We start from the raw sequence: 19,446 nt of genomic DNA, 5'->3' as shown, positions 1-19,446 counted from the left end.
CCCTAAGGGTGCAGTACGCAACTCTCACTTTGGCACCTTGTTTGGTACGTAGGATTCCTGTTTCAGATTTTTATGAGCAAAAACAAACACATAAAATCATAAATTGGGGAGAGGATGTCCACCCAACTCAGGTGACGTCACCTCTTTTTCCAACGACCGCAGCTGGCACGGACCCTGCATCGGCACGCTTGCCTTTGCAGGCGCATCCTGCTGTCTTGCGCTCATGTCCATCACCCTGTCCCGTATCACCGTCACCGCCTACCGCGTTCCGATCGCATCACCGGTCGCGACGTCCTTCGGCGTCATGCACAACCGCCCTGCCGTATTCGTGCGGCTCGAAGACAGCGACGGCGCGTTCGGCTGGGGCGAGATTTTCGCCAACTGGCCCGCCGCCGGAGCCGAGCACCGCGCCCGACTGGTGGTCGAGGATATGGCCGACCTGCTTCTGGGTCAGACGTTTGACAGCGCGACCGACCTCTTTGCCCAACTCACCGACAAGACCCACATCCGCGCCCTGCAATGTGGCGAATGGGGGCCGTTCCGGCAGGTGATCGCCGGGCTGGACACCGCGATGACCGATCTGGAGGCCCGCCGCGCCGGGCTTCCCGTGGCGCAATTCCTCAACGCCGAGGCTGCACACACCGTCCACTGTTACGCCAGCGGCATCGCCATCGCGCAGGCTGACAGCCAGATCGCCCAAAGCCGCGCGGCCGGGTTCTCGGCCTTCAAAGTCAAGGTCGGCTTTGACCTCACGCGCGACACCGATCTGTTGCGAACACTCTTTACAACCCTCGGCGCTGGCGAAACCCTCTGCGCCGACGCGAACCAGGCCTGGGCCTTGCCCGAGGCCGAACGCTTCGTCGCGACCTGCGCCGACCTGCCCCTTGGCTGGCTCGAAGAACCCCTGCCCGCCGACGCCCCCCTCACCCACTGGAGCGCACTTGCCGACCAGTGCCCTGTCCCGCTGGCAGGCGGCGAGAACATCACCGGCACGGGCAGCTTTGCAGATACCATCGCCACAGGCGTCTTCGGCGTGCTGCAACCCGACATTGCCAAATGGGGCGGCTTCAGCGGCTGCTGGCCCGTGTCACAGGCGATCCGCACGTCCGGTCAGCGCTACTGCCCGCATTTCCTCGGGGGCGGGATTGGCCTCATCGCATCGGCACATCTGCTGGCGGCGGCAGGCGGCGACGGGCTGCTTGAGGTCGACGTGAACCCCAACCCGCTGCGCGACGCGTTCGACCCCTGGGCTGGCGCCTCCGACAGGGGCACACTCACCCTCGCCACCACTCCGGGCCTGGGCATCACCGACCTGCCGGATGAGATTGCAGGCTTCGCCAGTTTTTCAGGCGAAGTGCATCTCTGATCCCTCCGGCATCTCGGACGCCTCCGGCAATTTCACGCCGCTGAAACGAAAACACTACCCGATTGTGAGGATTCGGCCCTAGCCTTGGGGCAGACTCAATCCAATCAGGGGGACACGATCATGGCCGTTACGCTCAATCGCCGTGGATTTCTGGCAAGTACCGCAGGGTTTCTCGCCCTGCACCCGTTCTCGGCGCGCGCAAACGCCAACCAGGCACATCTGCGCATCATGGAAACCACGGACCTGCACGTGCATGTGCATCCCTACGACTATTACGGCGACCGCCCAACCGACACCGTGGGCCTGAGCCGCGTCGCCACCCTCGTCCGGAACATCCGCGCCGAGGCCACGAATTCGATCCTGCTCGACAATGGCGACTTCCTGCAGGGCAACCCGATGGGCGATTACATCGCCTATGAGCGCGGGATGAAAGACGGCGACATGCACCCGATCATCACCGCGATGAACACGCTGGGCTTTGACGGCTCGACGCTGGGCAACCACGAATTCAACTACGGGCTCGATTTCCTGATGAAGGCGCTGGCAGGGGCGGACTTCCCCGTGGTGTCGGCCAACGTTGTCAAGGAAACCGGGGCCACCCTGCGCGAGGACACCACCCTCGTGCCGCCTTATGTGATCCTCGACCGCGAACTCACCGACGGAGCAGGGAACACCCACCCGATCCGCATCGGCCTGATCGGATTCGTTCCGCCGCAGATCATGACGTGGGACCGCCGTCACCTCGAGGGCAACGTCATTGCCCGCGACATCCTCGATGCGGCCCGCGCCTATGTCCCGCAGATCCGCGAAGACGGCGCCGACATCGTGATCGCCCTGTCCCACTCCGGCATAGGCGCGGCAGAGGCCGAGGACATGATGGAAAACGCCTCCATCCCGCTTGCCGGCATCGACGGTATCGACATGATCCTCACCGGGCACTCGCACCTCGTCTTCCCCTCCTCGACCTATGACAACCTGCCGGGACTCGACACGGCAAAAGGCACGATCATGGGCAAGCCGGGGGTTATGGCCGGGTTCTGGGGCAGCCATATGGGGCTCATCGACCTGATGCTCGAACGCGATGGCGATGGCTGGCGCGTGCTCAGCCACCAGTCCGAAGCGCGCCCGATCTCCAGGCGGAACGAAGACCGCTCGATCACCGCTCTGGTCGAGGATTACCAGCCGGTGCTCGACGCGACGATGGCGGATCACGAGGAAACGCTGGCCTATGTCCGCCGCGCCGTGGGCAAGACCGCCGCGCCGCTGCACAGCTATTTCGCGCTCGTGGCCGATGATCCTTCGGTCCAGATCGTCTCCAACGCCCAGACCTGGTACATCGAACAGATGATGCAGGGCACACCGCATGAGGGCCTGCCGATCCTGTCGGCCGCCGCCCCGTTCAAGGCCGGGGGCCGCGGGGGGCCGGAATACTACACCGATGTGCCGGTGGGCGATGTCGCGATCAAGAACGTGGCCGACCTCTATCTCTACCCCAACACCGTGCGCGCCGTGCGGGTGACGGGCGCGCAGGTCAAGGACTGGCTCGAACGCTCGGCGGGCATGTTCAACCAGGTGGAACCGGGATCGACCGACGCACCGCTCCTGAATCCCAACTTCCCCAGCTACAATTTCGACGTGATCGACGGGGTCAGCTACCAGATCGACCTCAGCCAGCCGTCGAAATTCGACCGCGACGGAGCGGTGATCAACCCCGATGCCAACCGCATCGTGAATCTCACCTATGACGGTGCGCCCATCGACCCGGCGGCAGAGTTCATCATCGCCACCAACAACTACCGTGCAGGCGGCGGCGGCAGCTTCCCCGGAACCGGCGACACCATCGTGTTCGAAGGCCCCGACACCAACCGCGACGTGATCGTGCGCTATATCGTCGAACAGGGAACCGTCGACCCGAAAGCCGATTTCAACTGGCGCTTCGCCCCGATGGCGAACACCAGCGTGATCTTCGAGACCGGACCCGCCGGCGCGAAATACGCCGGAACCCTTGAAGGCATGACGCTCGAGGAAGCGGGCACCAACGCCGACGGTTTTGCCCTCTTCCGCATGACGCTCTGAAGCACTGCGGCTTCTTTGGGCCTAAAATACCTCGGGGGAGTCCGCCACAGGCGGACGGGGGCAGCGCCCCCACCTCGGTCGGATCGGCACAGCCGATCCGATCCTGAAAAAGAAAAGGGCGCCCAACCGGGCGGCCTTTGCAGTTCAAAACCCCGAAAGGTCTTATTCATCTTCCAGCGACTCGACGGCTTTTTCGAGATCGTCCTTGGAGACCTCTTTCTCGGTCACGGTCGCCTGCTCGGCCACGTGATCGACAACCTTGTCTTCGAAGATCGGCGCGCGCAGCTGCTGCTGCATCTGCTGGTTCTGACGCACGAAGTCGAAGAAGGCACGTTCCTGGCCCGGGTACTGACGGGCCTGGTTCATGATCGCCTGGGTCATCTCGGCGTCGGTCACTTCGACCTCGGCCTTCTGCCCCAGCTCGGCCAAAAGCAGACCCAGCTTCACACGGCGTTCGGCCAGCTTGGTGTGCTCTTCGGTCGGTTCGATCTCGGGGTGATCGTGGCCATGCACATCTGGGTTATCCTCATGCCACAGCTGATGCGCGATCTGCTTGGCTTCCGCCTCCACCAGCGACGGCGGCAGGTCTACGGACACTTTCTCGTCAAGCTGGTCGAGCAGCGCACGCTTCATCACCTGACGGGCGGCACCGGCATATTCAACTTCCAGACGCTCGGCGATCTGCGCCTTCAACGCGGCCAGATCTTCGGCACCGAATTTCTTCGCCAGCTCATCGTCGATCTCGGCAGCCACCGGCTCTTTGACGGCTTTCACGGTGCATTCGAACACCGCATCCTTACCGGCCAGGTTTTCCGCGCCGTATTCCTCGGGAAATTTCACCTCGACGTTCTTTTCCTCACCGACCTTCACGCCGACCAGCTGCTCTTCGAAGCCGGGGATGAAGGAACCGGAACCCAGCACCAGCGGGTAATCTTCCGCAGCGCCACCGTCGAAGGCTTCGCCATCGACCTTGCCGAGGAAGTCGATCACAACCTGATCGCCGTCTTTGGCCTTGGAGCCTTTCTTGCGGTCTTTGAAGTCCTGAGCGGTCTCGGCGAGGTTCTTTAGCGCCTCATCCACTTCCGCGTCACCGGCCTTGACCACCAGCTTTTCCAGCTTCAGCGCAGACAGGTCCACTTCGGGCATCTCGGGCAGCTTTTCGTAGTTCATTTCAACATGAACATCGTCGCCTTCTTTCCAGTCCTCGTTGGTCATCTTGACCTCGGGCTGGAGCGCCGGGCGATCGCCGCTGTCTTCGAAATGCTTCGCCATCGCGCCATCGATGGTTTCCTGCATCGCTTCGCCCAGAAGGCGCTGACCGAACTGCTTTTTCAGAAGCGGCATCGGCACCTTGCCTTTGCGGAAGCCCTTCATTTCGATTTCGGGCTGCGCTTCTTTCAGCTTTTCGTTGACTTTTGCATCCAGCTCGTCCGCCGAAACGGTGATCGAGTATCCGCGCTTGAGGCCCTCGTTGAGGGTTTCAGTGACCTGCATGTCGTCCTTATCCATTGCATAGGGGCCGCGGAGGCGTCCGCGGCGGTCAAAATCCACCGCGTCTTAGAGGGGCGCCTGACACTGTGCAAGCAGGAAATGTATGGCTCACAGGGCCGTTCACACACGCGGGAGGCAGGGCGCAAAAGCCTTGGAGCGTGTGGCAGAACCGGCGGTTCGCGCAGGGTGCCACACGACTCTCTTGCCCGACCGGAGCGGCTGCCGTACTCTTCTGGCCATCGTTTATTGATTTATGGCGGGCCGTGTTCAGAGCCGCACATGTTTGACTGCAATTCGTATCGTGCGGCCCAGTGACCCTCCACTCCATTCAGGGAGGTGAAACTCATGAGCCGAATGTCTGCCGGAACCTACGATCACACCAAGGCCGTTCAGGGCCAGATGATCGCACCGACATTGCGCACCCATGCGCCGGATGCGGATCGGGTGATGCGCCGCCAGGACCAGCTGGCATTCGCCTACACCGCGTGGTGGTTTCATGTGTTCATTCTGGTGCGTCGGTCGAACCCGGAATCGATCAAATATATCGGGCAGACCGGTTTCATCCCCAAAGGCCCGGACACAAAGGCCAAGACCGCGCAGAAGAACGTCGCGATCGAGGGAACACGGTGGGTGTCCGAGGTGGCCGGTCTGGTCTGCAACCCCACCGCCGCCGCCATGCGCCTCGCCTATACCACACCCAAGAAATACGACTCCGCCATGAAGGAATGGAAGAAATTCGTGGCCTCGGGTCGTCACTGCGACGATCTAGAATGGAAGGACGCGTCAACCCCATCCCGCTTCTATCTGCCGATGGGGCAACCTTTCTTTACCGACACCCGCCCTGGGTCAAAGCGCTACGGCGCCCTGATGAAAGACACCGGACGCGGTGTCATTCACGCCTCGTATATTCACGGCGACTATGACCTCTTCGCAGTGGTGCCCGCCGACAATCCCGGCGTGAACATCGTGGTTTCCGAACAGCATGCCAGCAGCCCATGGTCCCATCTGAACCGCGCTGGAAAAACGCCAGCCGCCACCGAGGAGTCCGAGAAATCACCGCAACAGAAAGCGCAGGAAATCCCGAACTTCCGGGGGCAGAAATTCATCGACGTGCAGAACATGCTGAACCGCCGGATGGGGGTGCCGATGGTGCTGCATGGCAGTCAGGAAAAGGCGGTCAATTCGTTCGACGAGGAAGTGGATGTCTTCATGCCCAACGGCATGGACAGTTTCGCCCTGCTGACCGAGGCTGCACTGTGCGGGTTCTATGACACCGTGCTCCGAGGCCGAAAGCTGCACAACTTCATGGCCGGCACGGAAGCCGAGGCGCGGCGGGAACATTTCGGCCTGTGGCAGCAGGTCGGTGTCGCAAACGGCCCCGGGCTGATCCACATCAGCCCGCGCGACATTCCCGGCGCGCAGTTTGTCCAGATTTCCGGATGACGCGCGCGGGGTCCTGAGCAGCGTCGGAGGTTAGACAGCCCCCATCGGCACCTGCGCTTCGCCATCACCCTGCGACCGGCCCTGCCCGCGCAGCACCTCTGCCCGCACGCAGAACCCGCGCACATCCGCGCCGCGATCCTGCCGCAGCACCACGTCACAGAGCTCCACCCTCGCGAACCCGGCCTGATCCAACAGCGTCACCAGATAGTCCCGCCCATGGGCAAAGCGCCGGGTGCTGCGCAGCGTCACATCGCGCCCCTGCGCCTGCTCCACGGTAAAGATCAGCGCCCCATCCGGCGACAAGCTCGCGGCGCACCACCCCACGATCCGCTCGAGCGCGCCGAGATAATTGAACACGTCCGACGCAACGATAAGCCCATAGCGATCCGGAGAGATCGGCATGTCCTGAATGTCGGCCTTTTCAAGGACATCGTAAACGCCCTTCGCGCGCGCCTCCTCCAGCATGGCCTGAGACAGATCGATGCCGGTGAGATGGGTGCAATGCGGACGCAGCACCGGACCGATCAAACCGGTCCCGCATCCCAGATCGAGCGCGCGTTCCACCGGAAGATCCGACAGTTGCGCAACCGCGTCCTCGATGATCTGCGGTCCCTGATAATCGAGGTGTTCCAGCAGCGAGGCCTCGAAGCGCGGCGCGTATTGGTCGAACAGCATCTCGACAAAGGCCGGCGGCATCGTATCGCTCAATGGTTGATCGCGCAGCAGGTCGCGGCGCAGCCCGGCTCCGAACGGATCGTCGGGCTGTTCCTGAACCGCGCGGCCCCACGCTTTGGCTGCTCCGTCGCGGTCCCCTGCCCGTTCCAGGTATTCACCCAACCGGAACCATCCCGCGCCCCATGTCGGCACGATCTCAAGCGCCCCGCGCAACACATCCACCGCCGCATCGATATCGCCCAGATGCGCCAGTGTCTCGGCAAACTCCGCCCGCCTGTCGGCTCGAAGATCACCGGACGCAAACAGCTTTGCCACCATCTTGCTTTGTCTGTCCAAAAGGCCCGCTCATTTGCCTGCATCCACAGACCACGCGACGGGCGACACGCTTCACCGAAACCCCGGTGAACGACAGCGCGTTAGCGCCACGACGGCCTGCCTGTCAATGGACAGCTTGCACCGGGTGCGATGATGAACCTGCAAAAGGCATGATGCGCCCGGCCAATCCGTCAAACGCTGCGACCGATGCCCGACGGCGGGACGGATAACGATCTTCCGGAACCTCGGCTCCGTGAGCACATCCACACGTCCCGCGCAGAGCGCGCACAGCACCCCGAGGTGTTTACGAGCGCTCACATGTCGCAAAGGAGATGGACGCCCCGGAAACGAAAGCATATCGGGGCAGCATGACCGTCAACACATCGCCCGTCCCCTCAACCGACCGCATCCTCGCAGGCGTCGCCCTGATGCTGGGCTTCTGCGTGACGGCCCCGTTGCTTGACGTTGCCGCCAAACTGGCGTCCAGCACCGTCCCGGTGGGGCAGATCACAGCGGCACGCTTTGTCGTGCAATGCGTGCTGATGGCCCCGGTCGTCTGGCTCATGGGGCTGTCAGTGCGCGTGGCGCCAAGGCACTGGCTCCCCCTTGTGGTGCGGGCATTGCTTCTGTTTGTGTCGACCTTCTGTTTCATCGCCGCGATCCGCGTGATGCCGCTGGCCGATGCACTGGCGATTGTCTTCGTCGCGCCGTTCATCGTGCTGCTGGTGGGGAAATTCTACCTGAAGGAAGATGTTGGACCCCGCCGCGTCGGGGCCGCGATGGTGGGGTTCACGGGGGTGCTTTTCGTGATCCAGCCCAGCTTTTCGGCCTTTGGGGCGGTGGCTCTCTATCCACTGGGAACCGCCGTGGGCTTTGCGTCTTACATCCTCGTGACACGCGGTCTATCCAGACATGTGCATCCGGTGACGCTGCAGTTCCACACCGGGCTTGTGGCAAGTGTGCTCTGCCTTCCGGTGATGGCGTTGTCCGATGGCACGGGGTCGGACCTACTCGATCCGGTCTGGCCTGAGGGTATCGTTTGGCTCTGGCTGTTTGGCGTCGGCTTTTTCGCAACGGTCAGCCACATGATGATGACCTACGCGTTGTCGCTCGCGCCGTCTGCCACGCTGGCCCCGCTGCAATATTTCGAACTGCCCGTTGCCACCCTTCTGGGGTACCTCGTGTTCGGCGATTTTCCGAATGCACTGACTTTGATCGGCATTGCCATCATCATCGGCGCGGGGCTTTACATGATCCACCGCGAACGGGTCACCGCACGCCAACTGGTGACAGAACGCGCCGCGCCACCGATCTGACGGATCGCATCGCAGCGATGGCCGGGTCACTTTTTGATGTCAGGGTGGACAAGTGGTGCGGGTGAAGGGACTCGAACCCCCACGCCAAAGGCGCCAGAACCTAAATCTGGTGCGTCTACCAATTCCGCCACACCCGCATTGCGCTGGTCACTAGCAAAGCTCAGGAGCCGATGCGAGTAGAATTTTCGTACGAAAATTCTTTTGCCGAGAAACTTCGTACGAAGTTTCTTAGCGCGCGAGGGTTGAGAAAACCTTTGGCAACATCTCCGGCAGGTCTTCGGCTATGAGGCCGGGGCCGAAACACCGTGCCGCCTCGCAATGCAGCCAGACCGCTGCTTCGGTGACGCAGAAGAGGTCCGGCGCGGTTTCCGGCGCGGCAAGACCGGCAATCAGGCCCGCCAGCACGTCCCCGGCCCCGGCGGTGGCCAGCCACGGAACGGCACGCGCCCCGGTGGCGCTGTGAACGCTTGCCCCTCCGCCGGGTTGGGCGATCACGGTATCCTCACCCTTGAGCAGGACCACACACCCGGCCCGGTCCGCCGCGATCCGGACCACGTCTATCTTGGAGCGCTGCCCGCGACTGGATTGGGCGAGATCGGGGAAGAGACGCGCGAACTCTCCTTCATGCGGGGTCAGCACCGTGCGCGCATGGGTCAGCGCGAACAGCGCATCCGGGGCGTCGGCAAAGGAGGTGAGCGCATCGGCGTCCAGCACCACCGCAGGATCCCGCCATCCCCGGTCGCCCCGGCGATGCGCCAGGGCGGCAGCGACAAGCGCGCGGGTCTCTTCGCCCACGCCCATGCCCGGACCAAGGCAGAGAGACGAGACCCGGTCATCCACGATCTGCCGGAACGCATCGGGATCTCCGCAGGCCCGCAGCATGATCGCATCCAGATGACAGGCGTTTTCGGTCAGCGCATCCGGCGGACAAAGGACGGTCACCAGTCCCGCTCCGCTGCGCAGGGCGGAGCGCGCGGCCATCCGGGCCGCGCCGCCCCGGCCCGGGCCACCGGCAAGAACCATGGCGTGACCGTAGTCGTACTTATGTCCCTGCCCGCGCAGTTTGGCGATCATGGACCCGGGCCAAAGGCGCAACGGGAGATCGCTGTGCAGGAACTCCGGCGCCGCGAGTCGGGCGCGGTCCGGATCAGGCGCGGTCCCGACCATGGCCCGCTCTGCCGCGTCCGGACCGGTCAGCCCGATATCCACGGTCCTCACGTCGCCACACAGAACCGGCCCAAGGGCCAACTTGTGGCCGGCCTTAACGCTGTGAAACGACACGGTCAGGTCGGCGGAATTGACCCTGGGCGCGGTCTCTCCATCCGACGGCACCATTCCGGTGTCGAGATTCAGACCGGATGGACAGTCGACCGCCAGACGCCGAATGCTCTGCGCCTCGCTCCAGACGTTCATCAGCCGGACATCCAGAACCTCGTTCAGCATGTCGGGCAAGGGGCGCGTCAGGCCGGTGCCGAATACTGCATCGACAAAAAGATCGGGGCGCTCGCACGCGCGGATGGTCTCGGGGGCGCAGGGCGAAACGCGTCCCATCTCGAGCCAGAGGTCGTGGTTGGTCTTGGCATCCGGAGGCAGTCCGGATCCGTCGCCGTACAGAAAGACATCGACCGACCAGCCCCGGTCGGCAAGGCGCCGGGCTATGACAAACCCGTCTCCACCATTGTTGCCCGGCCCGCACAGGATCAGTGCGCGGTGGCGTCCCTTGGCAAGTTCGGGCCATTTGGCCAGCGCGGTTTCCACGGCACCGCGCCCGGCGCGTTCCATAAGCTGCAGGCCGGTCACGGCGCCCGACTCGATTTCTGCCAGCTCAATGGCGCGCATCTGGGCGGAGGTGAGCAATTCGGTCACGGGATTTCCCTCGCTCGATTCAATTCTGCACGTTTTTTGTGCAAGATGCATAATTTTTGATCGCCACAATCCAAAGGCGGCTGCGGGATGCGCTATTGATACCCTAGCCGATTGTGGCCCCCAAACAGAAGTGGTCTGTCGGGCCTCGACGCAGGAGCGAGGGAGCCGCCATGAAAAAGATTGAAGCCATCATCAAACCCTTCAAACTCGACGAGGTGAAGGAAGCTCTTCAGGACGCCGGAATTCAAGGTCTGAGCGTTGTGGAAGTCAAAGGCTTCGGCCGTCAGAAAGGCCACACGGAACTGTACCGTGGTGCTGAATACGTGGTGGATTTCCTGCCCAAGGTGAAAATCGAGGTTGTCCTCGACGACGATCAGGTGGACGGCGCGATTGCCGCGATCGTCGAAGCCGCCAAGACCGACAAGATCGGCGACGGCAAGATTTTCGTGTCGCCTATCGAGCAGGCCATCCGCATCCGTACCGGCGAGTCCGGATCCGACGCGATCTGACCTGCCCCGAAATATCGAAACAAGACCCAAACTCAGTGAAAGGGAAGAGAGAATGAGCACTGAAGCGCTTCTCAAGATGATCAAGGACGAAGATGTCGCCTATGTTGACATCCGCTTTACCGACCCGCGCGGTAAGCTGCAGCACGTGACTGTGATGTCCGACCAGGTGGATGAAGATTTCCTCGAAGAAGGCTTCATGTTCGACGGCTCCTCCATTGCAGGCTGGAAATCCATCGAAGCCTCCGACATGAAACTCATGCCGGACACCGAAAGCGCGTATCTCGATCCGTTCTACGCCGAAAAAACGGTCTGCGTGCATTGCTCCATCGTCGAGCCGGACACCGGCGAAGCCTATGAGCGCGACCCGCGTTCCACCGCGCAGAAGGCGGAAGCCTACCTGAAGTCCTCGGGCATCGGTGACGTGTCCTACTGGGGACCGGAAGCGGAATTCTTCCTGTTCGACGACGTGCGTTACTCGAACAGCATCAACAAGGTGTCCTATGAGGTCGATGCGCTCGACGCGTCCTGGAACACCGATACCGAATACGAAATGGGCAACACCGGCCACCGTCCGGGCGTCAAGGGCGGTTACTTCCCGGTGAACCCGATCGACGACGGTCAGGACATCCGTTCGGAAATGCTCTCGACCATGAAGCGCCTGGGCATGAAGGTCGACAAGCACCACCACGAAGTGGCGTCCTGCCAGCACGAGCTGGGTCTGATCTTCGGCACGCTGACCAAGCAGGCCGACGAGCTTCAGAAATACAAGTACGTCATCCACAACGTCGCGCAGGCCTATGGCAAGTCGGCCACCTTCATGCCGAAGCCGATCTACGGCGACAACGGCACCGGCATGCACTGCAACATGTCGATCTGGAAAGACGGCAAGCCGCTCTTCGCTGGCGACAAGTACGCTGACCTGAGCCAGGAAGCGCTTTACTTCATCGGTGGTATCCTGAAGCACGCGAAAGCGCTCAACGCCTTCACCAATCCGTCGACGAACTCCTATAAGCGTCTGATCCCGGGCTTCGAAGCACCGGTGCTGCGTGCCTACTCCGCACGCAACCGCTCGGGTTGTGTCCGTATTCCGTGGACCGAAAACCCGAAAGCAAAGCGCGTCGAAGCCCGCTTCCCCGATCCCTCTGCAAACCCGTACCTGTGCTTTGCAGCGCTGCTCATGGCCGGCATCGACGGCATCATGAACAAGATCGATCCGGGCGAGGCGATGGACAAGAACCTCTACGACCTGCCGGCGGAAGAGCTGGAAGGCATCCCGACCGTCTGCGGTTCGCTGCGTGAAGCCATCGAAGAGCTGAAGGCCGACATGGACTTCCTTCTGGCCGGTGACGTGTTCACCAAAGACCAGATCGATGGCTACATCGACCTGAAGATGGAAGAGATCGAGCTGTACGAACACACACCGCACCCGGTCGAGTTCGGCATGTACTACAGCTGCTGATCTCAGGATCGGACAGTTTCGGGAAAAGGCGTCCTTCGGGGCGCCTTTTTTCGTTGGCGCGACATTTTTCTGGTTGCCCAGAAATGGCCGCTGTTCCGTCCCCGACTCGCCTTATCCGGGTGGGACCTCTGACCTTGGCCCTCCTGCTCTGACGGGGCCGTTCGGAAACCTGCGTTGAGGACCTGTGTCATGACCACCAATTTCGAAGACCGCATTGCCCGGTTGAATGCGAAAGCCGGGGTTCAGAGTGTCGAGCTTGCACTGGAGACGCCTCACAGCCACCCGGAACCGCAGGATGAACTTCATGCCGCTCCGGCCTCGCGACCGATCCTGAAATACGTGTTCGTCGGGCTGCTGATCCTTGTCGTGATGCCGGTCGGCGCCGCGATGGGGACGATCTACTATGCCAAGAACAAGGACACGATTGCGGGTCTGACCGGAGGCTTCAGCAACATCAGCTTCGGTCGCTGACCGCGTCTCAGCCGCAGGGACTCGGACTTCGCGCTACCCCGCAAGTGGCGGAATCGCGCGCCTGACAGACCCTGTGCAGTTGTACCGATTGCAGCGACGACCGCACAAATCCGCGCGGTTTGTCCCATCAAAATGCCCTAAACAGACCCAATTTCCCCTTTGCGCCCGAATACGACCCCATTTCGAACACATTCCAACGCTTGAATGGCGATAACGGAATTTTCTTGCACCTGGGGAGGTGGAAAAATGTCTGCTTCGGACGTCACAGTGATCAGCCTCGTGACCGACAAGTGCCGCGATGACATTTGTCAGTCTGTCGTACCTTCGATTGCCCGCGCGCTCACGGCGCAGCGTGTGAACTTCAAGCGCCTGCCGCTCACCCGTGATTACATCGACTGGGTGATCAACGACACGGATACGCTGACCGTTGCCATCGACGCAGGAGAAACGGCCAGCGTTCTGCTTCTGGCCTCACGCGGAGAGGATGCGCAGTCCTGCTCGAGCCGTCTTGCCAATCTCGCCGCAGACCTCTGCCGTGACTACGACGCCCACACGGTCTTCTGGAACGGATCGAACCAACCCATCGCGGTTGCGGATTTCCTTGCCGCCGGAGACCCGGTCGCCAGCACGGAGACCGCCAACCGGATCGTGCCGCGCAAGGTCAAGGCCGTGCGCAAGCGCCGTGCGGAACAGCGTCGCGAAGCTGCCCGGATGGACAACTGGTTGATTGCAGCGATGCGCAGCAAGATGAACAGCATCACGGTCGAAGAGATCGAAGAGATGGAACTCGCGGAACGCCGCACGACATCGGCGCCGCTGCGCCTGTCGGCCTGGGCTTTCTCGTTCACCACGGCGCTGATCGCGCTGCCGCTGGCTTTCCCGCTGATCATCCACAACGCGATGCGGGGCGAGGACCTGCGCGCAGGTGCAATGGCGCTTGGTGTGGCCGGGCTCTACGCCGGGTTGGCCCAGTCCGGCATGGCACCGGGTCTGACCGGACTGCTCTGATACCATCACTTGATCGTGCGGGCACGGGGAAACCTGTCCGCGCGTTCTCGCTTGCCGATCCCGACACGTTTGTTAACGTTCCGCCAGTTCAACTGTTGGAGTGTTTCTTGATGCGTCGTCTCATTGCTGCTGCCTGTATGTCGATATGTGCAGCCTTCCCCGCCCTCTCGGCAGAATGTATCACCAGCAAAGGCGCGTTCGATCAGTACAAGCAAACGCTGGCCCGCGAAGCTGCGGCGGCAGGCATTGGACAACGCGGCCTGTCGGCTCTGCAGAACGCACGGTTGTCGAACATCACGTGGAAATTCGAATCCAATCCGGGCAATCAGACCGGCACGCTTCAGGGTGATCCCGCAAAGTTCCTGGCCAAGCGGTCGGGCAGCACAGCGGAGAATTTCATCGCGCAGACCCGCAACAAGATTGCGCGCAACCCCAACACATTTTCCTCGATCGAACGGAATTACGGCGTGCCCGCCGGGATTCTTGCGACGATCTGGGGGCTTGAGACAAGCTGGGGCGGCTATCTGGGCGGCACCTCTGTGGTCGATGGCGCTGTGACGCTGTCATCCTACTGCCGCCGGCACCCGCGCTTTGAACCTCATGCGATCGCGGCGCTTCAGATGGTCGATGCGGGAATTCTGTCCCCGGCGACCAAGGGCGGCCCATCGGGCGAACTGGGCCACATGCAGTTTCTTGCGGGCAACTGGCTGAAATACCGCGTCGATGGCAACGGCGATGGCCGCGCCGATCCGTATGACGCCGTCGATGCGCTGGCCACCGCCGCCAACATGCTGCGCCGCAATGGCTGGCAGGCGGGGCAGCCGTTTGGCGAAGGCACGCGCAATTTCAATGTGTTGTCGGTCTGGAATGACAGCGGCAACTACCTGCGCGCCATCGTCTATTCCGCCCAGCGCGCCGGAAGCTAAGCCACCTCTGCTGTGCCCGGAACGTCTTTCCGGGCCAGCACGAAGGTGTGAATCGTAAACAGCACCGCATCGCTGTCTGGCAGGCGCCAGATCACCTGACGTTCGCTGCGCAGATACGGCGTCTGACCGGCCTCGGTCACAGGTCGTGGCGAGGTCTCGGAGCGCGGCTGGTGCAGCTTCGGGTCTTCGTACCAAAGCGCGTTGAACCGCCAGATCGGGCGACCCGGACGCACCCCGTCGAACAGGCGCTGAACCCGGCGGGCGATGTCATCCGTGTAGCTTTTCACCGGGACATGGATATGCGTCAGCGGGTGTCCGATCTTTTCCGAGAGCCGCCAGCTTGCCGGGAAACAGAGAACGGCCCCAGTCAGAACGTGCTCGTCTCCGCGCTTCTCAAGCAGGCAGACATCGTCCTGAAGGATCTGGCCCAGTGTCCCGAACGGATCCTTCCGGTCAATCCCGACTCGGCGGCCATCCGGGCAGGTCACGGTGGCTCCGCTCAGGTCGAAACCCGGTGGCAAATGCGCCAGCACCGCATCCATCATCCTGTCGAGCGTCTCCGGGTCCGGCTGCGCGGTGGCGATCACATCCGCGCGGTGTTCAGACATCAGGCGCAGGCGTTCCGCCATCTGCGCGCCATAGGCGTCATCCACAAGAAACCACGGTGCGTCCCCCAGCGGAGAAACACCCGGCAGCATCCGAGGTGCAGAGACGTCGTAAGGCAAAGAGCGTTGCAGGATCATACGGCCTGATTAGCCCAAGGGCGCGGGACGCGAAAGAGACCCGATCCAGCGACATGCAGTTGCAGCAAAGCCAAAAACGTCAAATCCCCCGCCGGACATGGTCGCAAATCGGCGCGTTTGACCATCGTTTCCTGTTCAGCATCGGCGCAGGAGACAACGCCATGAACACCCATTTCCGCGACACGCGAAAAATCGACCCGACCCGTGGGGCCACCACGGGCGACAACACGCCCAACGACCAGAACCGGGTCGAGATCGGCCCGACGCAGCTGGCTTATGCCGAATGGGCCGCAGCGGGTCTGGAGCTGCCCGACCTTCAGGAAATGCGCCGCTACCGCTGGGCACGGCTGACGCAGCATATCGTGGATCGCGATTATGCCGGGCTGCTCATGTTCGACCCGTTGAACATCCGCTATGCCACCGACAGCACGAACATGCAGCTTTGGAACACGCATAACCCGTTCCGCGCGGTGCTGCTGTGCGCCGATGGCTACATGGTGATCTGGGACTACAAGAACTCGCCCTTCCTGTCGCAGTTCAACCCGCTGGTGCGCGAAGCGCGGTCCGGCGCGGACCTGTTCTATTTCGACCGGGGCGATAAGGTTGACGTGGCTGCCGACGTCTTCTCGAACGAAGTGCGCGCGCTTCTGGCCGAACATGCGCCGGGCAACAGGCGGCTGGCGGTGGACAAGATCATGATTCACGGGCTGCGCGCGCTCGAGGCGCAGGGCCTGGAGATCATGGAAGGGGAAGAGGTCACCGAGAAATCCCGCTCGGTCAAAGGGCCGGACGAGATCAAAGCGATGCGCTGCTCCGTTCATGCCTGCGAAGTGGCTATGACCGAAATGGAGCGCTTCGCCCGGACGCATGTACCCGGTGGAGCCGTGTCCGAGGACGACATCTGGGCCGTCCTGCATGCCGAAAACATCCGACGGGGCGGCGAATGGATCGAAACCCGCCTGCTGACCTCCGGGCCACGCACCAATCCGTGGTTTCAGGAATGCGGCGGACGGATCGTGCAGAACAACGAGATCGTCGCTTTCGACACCGATCTGGTGGGCAGCTATGGCATCTGCACCGACATCAGCCGGACGTGGTGGATCGGAGATCGGCCCCCGCGCCCCGATATGATCGACGCGATGAAACATTCCCATGAGCACATCATGACCAATATGGAGATGCTCAGACCCGGCGTGACGATTCCCGAACTGACCGCCAACACCCATGTGCTGCACGAGAAATATCAGGCGCAGAAATACGGCTGCCTCATGCACGGTGTCGGCCTGTGCGACGAGTGGCCTCTTGTCGCCTATCCGGATCAGGAGGTTCCCGGAGCGTTCGACTATCCGCTGGAGCCCGGCATGACGCTTTGCGTTGAAGTTCTGGTGGGCGAGGTTGGCGGCGACTTCTCGATCAAACTGGAAGATCAGGTTCTGATCACCGAGACCGGCTACGAGAACCTGACCAGGTATCCGTTCGATGCGGCGCTGATGGGGCTGACCGCCTAGGTCGGATCAAAGACAAACACCCGCGCCAATACCCCGCTGTGGTCGGACCCGAGCAGCGGGCGCAGTCTCGCCTCGCCACCTCCGGGTGCATAGACATGATCGATCGGAAGCGGTGCGCCAAGTTTGCGCAGCGTCGGAAAGAGTGGCCCGGCGCGATGCGTTCCGGTGCTTGCGGACAGGCTGCGCAGCGCGTGGGACCATGGAACCATGTTGAAATCCCCGCCGATCACCACCGGATCCTCGAGTTCGGCCAAGACCGGCAGGATGCGCTCGAGCTGGCGCGCCTGTCCGTGCGGCCAGGGCCAGAACGCGTGCAGGCTGACCGCCCAGAACGTTCCCTCCGGCGAGGCCACCTGAACACCGACAAGTCCCTGATTTTCAAGACATAGCTCGCCCTCGACCGGCCATCGCGACAGGATGGCGACACGCGCCCATTCAACCAGCGCACAGCTGGCCTGATAGGGGTACTCCGCCCGCAGATCGCGCACCAGCGGCGCACTGCGCGAGGTCAGTTCCTGAAGCGTGACGATATCTGGATCGGCGGCGCGGATATCGGCCGCAAGTGCCGCCACCTGATCATTCTGGAACAGAAGGTTCTTCTGGTAGACGGACACGGGCCCGGACGGATGTGATACGTATTTCTGTGCCACGATCTGCACCATGGCGGCGATGCACAGCACCGCCACCGACCAGCGCAGCCACGCGGGCCAGTTCGACCAGATCACCCAGATCGCAAAGACCACCGCAATCGGGATTCGAAACACGGCGAGGCTGTCACCCGCGGGGTGCAGCGCTCCGGCAAAGCTGCCGAAAAATCCGGCTCCGAGGCCGAGTGCAACAATACTCACCATCCATGGCATCGCTCTCACCATCCCGTGACGCTCCCGACACAATGCTTGCGCAAGGGGCCACGGCCCCACACTCGCAACACCGATAACCGCCAAAGGGCGCCCTGCCCCGGCCCCAAGGACCTGACCCATGACCACCGAACGCATCACCTTTCCCGGCCATTCCGGAGATCCGCTTGCCGCGCGTCTCGACCTGCCCGATGGTCCACATCTGGCCACCGCCCTTTTTGCGCATTGCTTCACCTGTTCCAAGGACATTCCGGCCGCACGGCGGATCGCCGCGCGTCTGGCCTCGATGGGAATCGCGGTACTGCGGTTTGATTTCACGGGCCTCGGCCATTCGAAAGGCGAATTCGCCAATACGACCTTTTCCTCGAATGTGGGCGACCTGCGGGCGGCGGCAGAGTATCTGACCGGGCGCGGAATGGCTCCGAGCCTGCTGATCGGTCATTCGCTTGGAGGCGCTGCGGTGCTGCGCGCTGCCGGTGAGATGGCGGGAATCAAAGCGGTGGTGACGATTGGCGCGCCGTTCGATCCGGGCCATGTGACCCACAATTTCGCTGACGCGCTCGAGGACATCGATACACGCGGTCAGGCCACGGTCGATCTGGGTGGGCGCCCGTTTACCATCGGCAAAGCCTTTGTTGAGGACGTGACAGCGCAGGCGCTGGCTCCGGCGATCCGGGGGCTGAAAGCGGCCCTTCTGGTCATGCATGCCCCGCGCGATGCCGTGGTGGGAATCGAAAACGCCACCAACATCTTTACCGCCGCGCGTCATCCCAAGAGCTTTGTGACACTGGATGATGCAGACCACCTGATCACCGAGCCGCGCGATGCGGAATACGCCGCCGAAGTGATCGCGGCCTGGGCCGGCCGCTACCTGCACCTGACACCGCCTGCGCCCCCCATCGGTGCGCCAGAGGGCATAATCCGCGTGTCCGAGGCCGACCCGACCCGGTTTCTTCAGGATGTTCAGTCCGGACCGCATCACCTTTTGGCGGATGAACCGCTGGCCTATGGCGGCACCAATCGCGGGCTGTCGCCCTATGGGCTGCTTGCTGCCGGGCTTGGGGCCTGTACGTCGATGACGCTGCGCATGTATGCCCGACGCAAGGGCTGGCCGCTGACGCATGTGTCGGTGGATGTCAGCCACGACAAGGTCCACGCGCAGGATGCGGGCACGCCAGCGGCCGGAAATATCGATCTCTTCCGCCGCAGGATCACCGTCACCGGCGACCTGACCACCGAACAGCGGCAGAAACTGCTGGAGATCGCGGACAAATGCCCTGTTCACAAGACGCTCGAGGCGTCTAGCCGGGTGGAAACGGAACTGGTCTAGGACCCGCGCTGAAAACGCGTCAACGCGTTTCCGGCGATCCGTCTGCGGATCGCCCTGCGCCCGGTTCATAATGGTCTTGAGAATTAT

16 protein-coding genes and 1 tRNA gene are annotated in these 19,446 nt (G+C 62.4%); 11 read left to right on the top strand and 6 right to left on the bottom strand.

What is annotated here, in order from left to right:
• Positions 1-223 precede the first annotated feature (223 nt).
• Together MGEO_RS11455 and MGEO_RS11450 are read left to right on the top strand one after the other, a co-directional pair.
• On the top strand, positions 224-1,366 hold the full coding sequence (locus MGEO_RS11455) for a mandelate racemase/muconate lactonizing enzyme family protein (RefSeq protein ID WP_085637451.1): 1,143 nt from the start codon (positions 224-226) through the stop codon (positions 1,364-1,366).
• 120 nt (positions 1,367-1,486) lie between these two features.
• Positions 1,487-3,442, top strand: coding sequence for a bifunctional 2',3'-cyclic-nucleotide 2'-phosphodiesterase/3'-nucleotidase (locus tag MGEO_RS11450; RefSeq protein WP_085637448.1), 1,956 nt, complete (start codon positions 1,487-1,489; stop codon positions 3,440-3,442).
• Positions 3,443-3,604: 162 nt separating this feature from the next.
• Here the strand turns inward: MGEO_RS11450 and tig are convergent, their stop codons facing one another.
• Positions 3,605-4,936, bottom strand: coding sequence for a trigger factor (gene tig / locus MGEO_RS11445; protein ID WP_085637445.1), 1,332 nt, complete (start codon positions 4,934-4,936; stop codon positions 3,605-3,607).
• Positions 4,937-5,278: 342 nt separating this feature from the next.
• Between tig and MGEO_RS11440 the strand changes: the two genes are divergently transcribed.
• Positions 5,279-6,376 (top strand): hypothetical protein, encoded by a 1,098-nt coding sequence (locus MGEO_RS11440; RefSeq protein WP_143746264.1) that lies wholly within the window; start codon positions 5,279-5,281, stop codon positions 6,374-6,376.
• A gap of 30 nt (positions 6,377-6,406) precedes the next feature.
• Here the strand turns inward: MGEO_RS11440 and MGEO_RS11435 are convergent, their stop codons facing one another.
• Complete coding sequence (locus MGEO_RS11435; protein WP_085637439.1) at positions 6,407-7,369, bottom strand: methyltransferase domain-containing protein; 963 nt, start codon at positions 7,367-7,369, stop codon at positions 6,407-6,409.
• 365 nt (positions 7,370-7,734) lie between these two features.
• On the opposite strand from MGEO_RS11435, the gene MGEO_RS11430 reads away from it, so the two are divergent.
• Complete coding sequence (locus MGEO_RS11430) at positions 7,735-8,682, top strand: DMT family transporter (protein ID WP_085637490.1); 948 nt, start codon at positions 7,735-7,737, stop codon at positions 8,680-8,682.
• Between the two features lie 53 nt (positions 8,683-8,735).
• Here the strand turns inward: MGEO_RS11430 and MGEO_RS11425 are convergent.
• Both MGEO_RS11425 and MGEO_RS11420 read right to left on the bottom strand, forming a co-directional pair.
• Positions 8,736-8,819: transfer RNA gene (locus MGEO_RS11425), tRNA-Leu, on the bottom strand.
• Between the two features lie 91 nt (positions 8,820-8,910).
• Positions 8,911-10,548 (bottom strand): NAD(P)H-hydrate dehydratase, encoded by a 1,638-nt coding sequence (locus MGEO_RS11420; RefSeq protein WP_233139854.1) that lies wholly within the window; start codon positions 10,546-10,548, stop codon positions 8,911-8,913.
• 170 nt (positions 10,549-10,718) lie between these two features.
• Between MGEO_RS11420 and MGEO_RS11415 the strand changes: the two genes are divergently transcribed.
• The 5 genes from MGEO_RS11415 (at position 10,719) to MGEO_RS11395 (ending at position 14,921) form a co-directional block, all read left to right on the top strand.
• Complete coding sequence (locus MGEO_RS11415; RefSeq protein WP_085637432.1) at positions 10,719-11,057, top strand: P-II family nitrogen regulator; 339 nt, start codon at positions 10,719-10,721, stop codon at positions 11,055-11,057.
• Positions 11,058-11,109: 52 nt separating this feature from the next.
• Entirely contained in the window at positions 11,110-12,516 is a 1,407-nt protein-coding gene (gene glnA, locus MGEO_RS11410; protein ID WP_085637429.1) for a type I glutamate--ammonia ligase, read from the top strand.
• A 189-nt stretch (positions 12,517-12,705) separates the two neighbouring features.
• Positions 12,706-12,987 carry a hypothetical protein gene (locus tag MGEO_RS11405; protein WP_085637426.1) on the top strand — a complete coding sequence of 94 codons (282 nt, stop codon included), beginning with the start codon at positions 12,706-12,708 and terminating at the stop codon, positions 12,985-12,987.
• 246 nt (positions 12,988-13,233) lie between these two features.
• Entirely contained in the window at positions 13,234-13,995 is a 762-nt protein-coding gene (locus MGEO_RS11400; RefSeq protein ID WP_085637423.1) for a hypothetical protein, read from the top strand.
• Between the two features lie 110 nt (positions 13,996-14,105).
• The gene (locus MGEO_RS11395) at positions 14,106-14,921 is read left to right on the top strand and encodes a lytic murein transglycosylase (RefSeq protein WP_085637420.1); all 816 of its coding nucleotides are present in this window, start codon (positions 14,106-14,108) and stop codon (positions 14,919-14,921) included.
• On the opposite strand, the gene MGEO_RS11390 is transcribed toward MGEO_RS11395, so the two are convergent.
• The gene (locus MGEO_RS11390; RefSeq protein WP_085637417.1) at positions 14,918-15,664 is read right to left on the bottom strand and encodes a heme-dependent oxidative N-demethylase family protein; all 747 of its coding nucleotides are present in this window, start codon (positions 15,662-15,664) and stop codon (positions 14,918-14,920) included. The two genes, MGEO_RS11395 and MGEO_RS11390, sit on opposite strands and share 4 nt — an antisense overlap.
• A 161-nt stretch (positions 15,665-15,825) precedes the next feature.
• Between MGEO_RS11390 and dddP the strand changes: the two genes are divergently transcribed.
• Positions 15,826-17,172 (top strand): dimethylsulfonioproprionate lyase DddP, encoded by a 1,347-nt coding sequence (gene dddP, locus MGEO_RS11385; RefSeq protein WP_085637487.1) that lies wholly within the window; start codon positions 15,826-15,828, stop codon positions 17,170-17,172.
• Here the strand turns inward: dddP and MGEO_RS11380 are convergent.
• Positions 17,169-18,032, bottom strand: coding sequence for an endonuclease/exonuclease/phosphatase family protein (locus MGEO_RS11380; RefSeq protein ID WP_211297945.1), 864 nt, complete (start codon positions 18,030-18,032; stop codon positions 17,169-17,171). The two genes, dddP and MGEO_RS11380, sit on opposite strands and share 4 nt — an antisense overlap.
• A gap of 118 nt (positions 18,033-18,150) precedes the next feature.
• Here MGEO_RS11380 and MGEO_RS11375 point away from each other — a divergent pair, with 118 nt between their 5' ends.
• Positions 18,151-19,359, top strand: a complete 1,209-nt coding sequence (locus tag MGEO_RS11375; RefSeq protein WP_085637412.1) for a bifunctional alpha/beta hydrolase/OsmC family protein — start codon at positions 18,151-18,153, stop codon at positions 19,357-19,359.
• The last annotated feature ends 87 nt before the right edge of the window (positions 19,360-19,446 follow it).

The sequence above is a fragment of the Marivita geojedonensis genome (assembly GCF_002115805.1).
GTDB classification, from domain to species: domain Bacteria; phylum Pseudomonadota; class Alphaproteobacteria; order Rhodobacterales; family Rhodobacteraceae; genus Marivita; species Marivita geojedonensis.
This window is presented reverse-complemented; position numbering and strand designations above follow the sequence as displayed.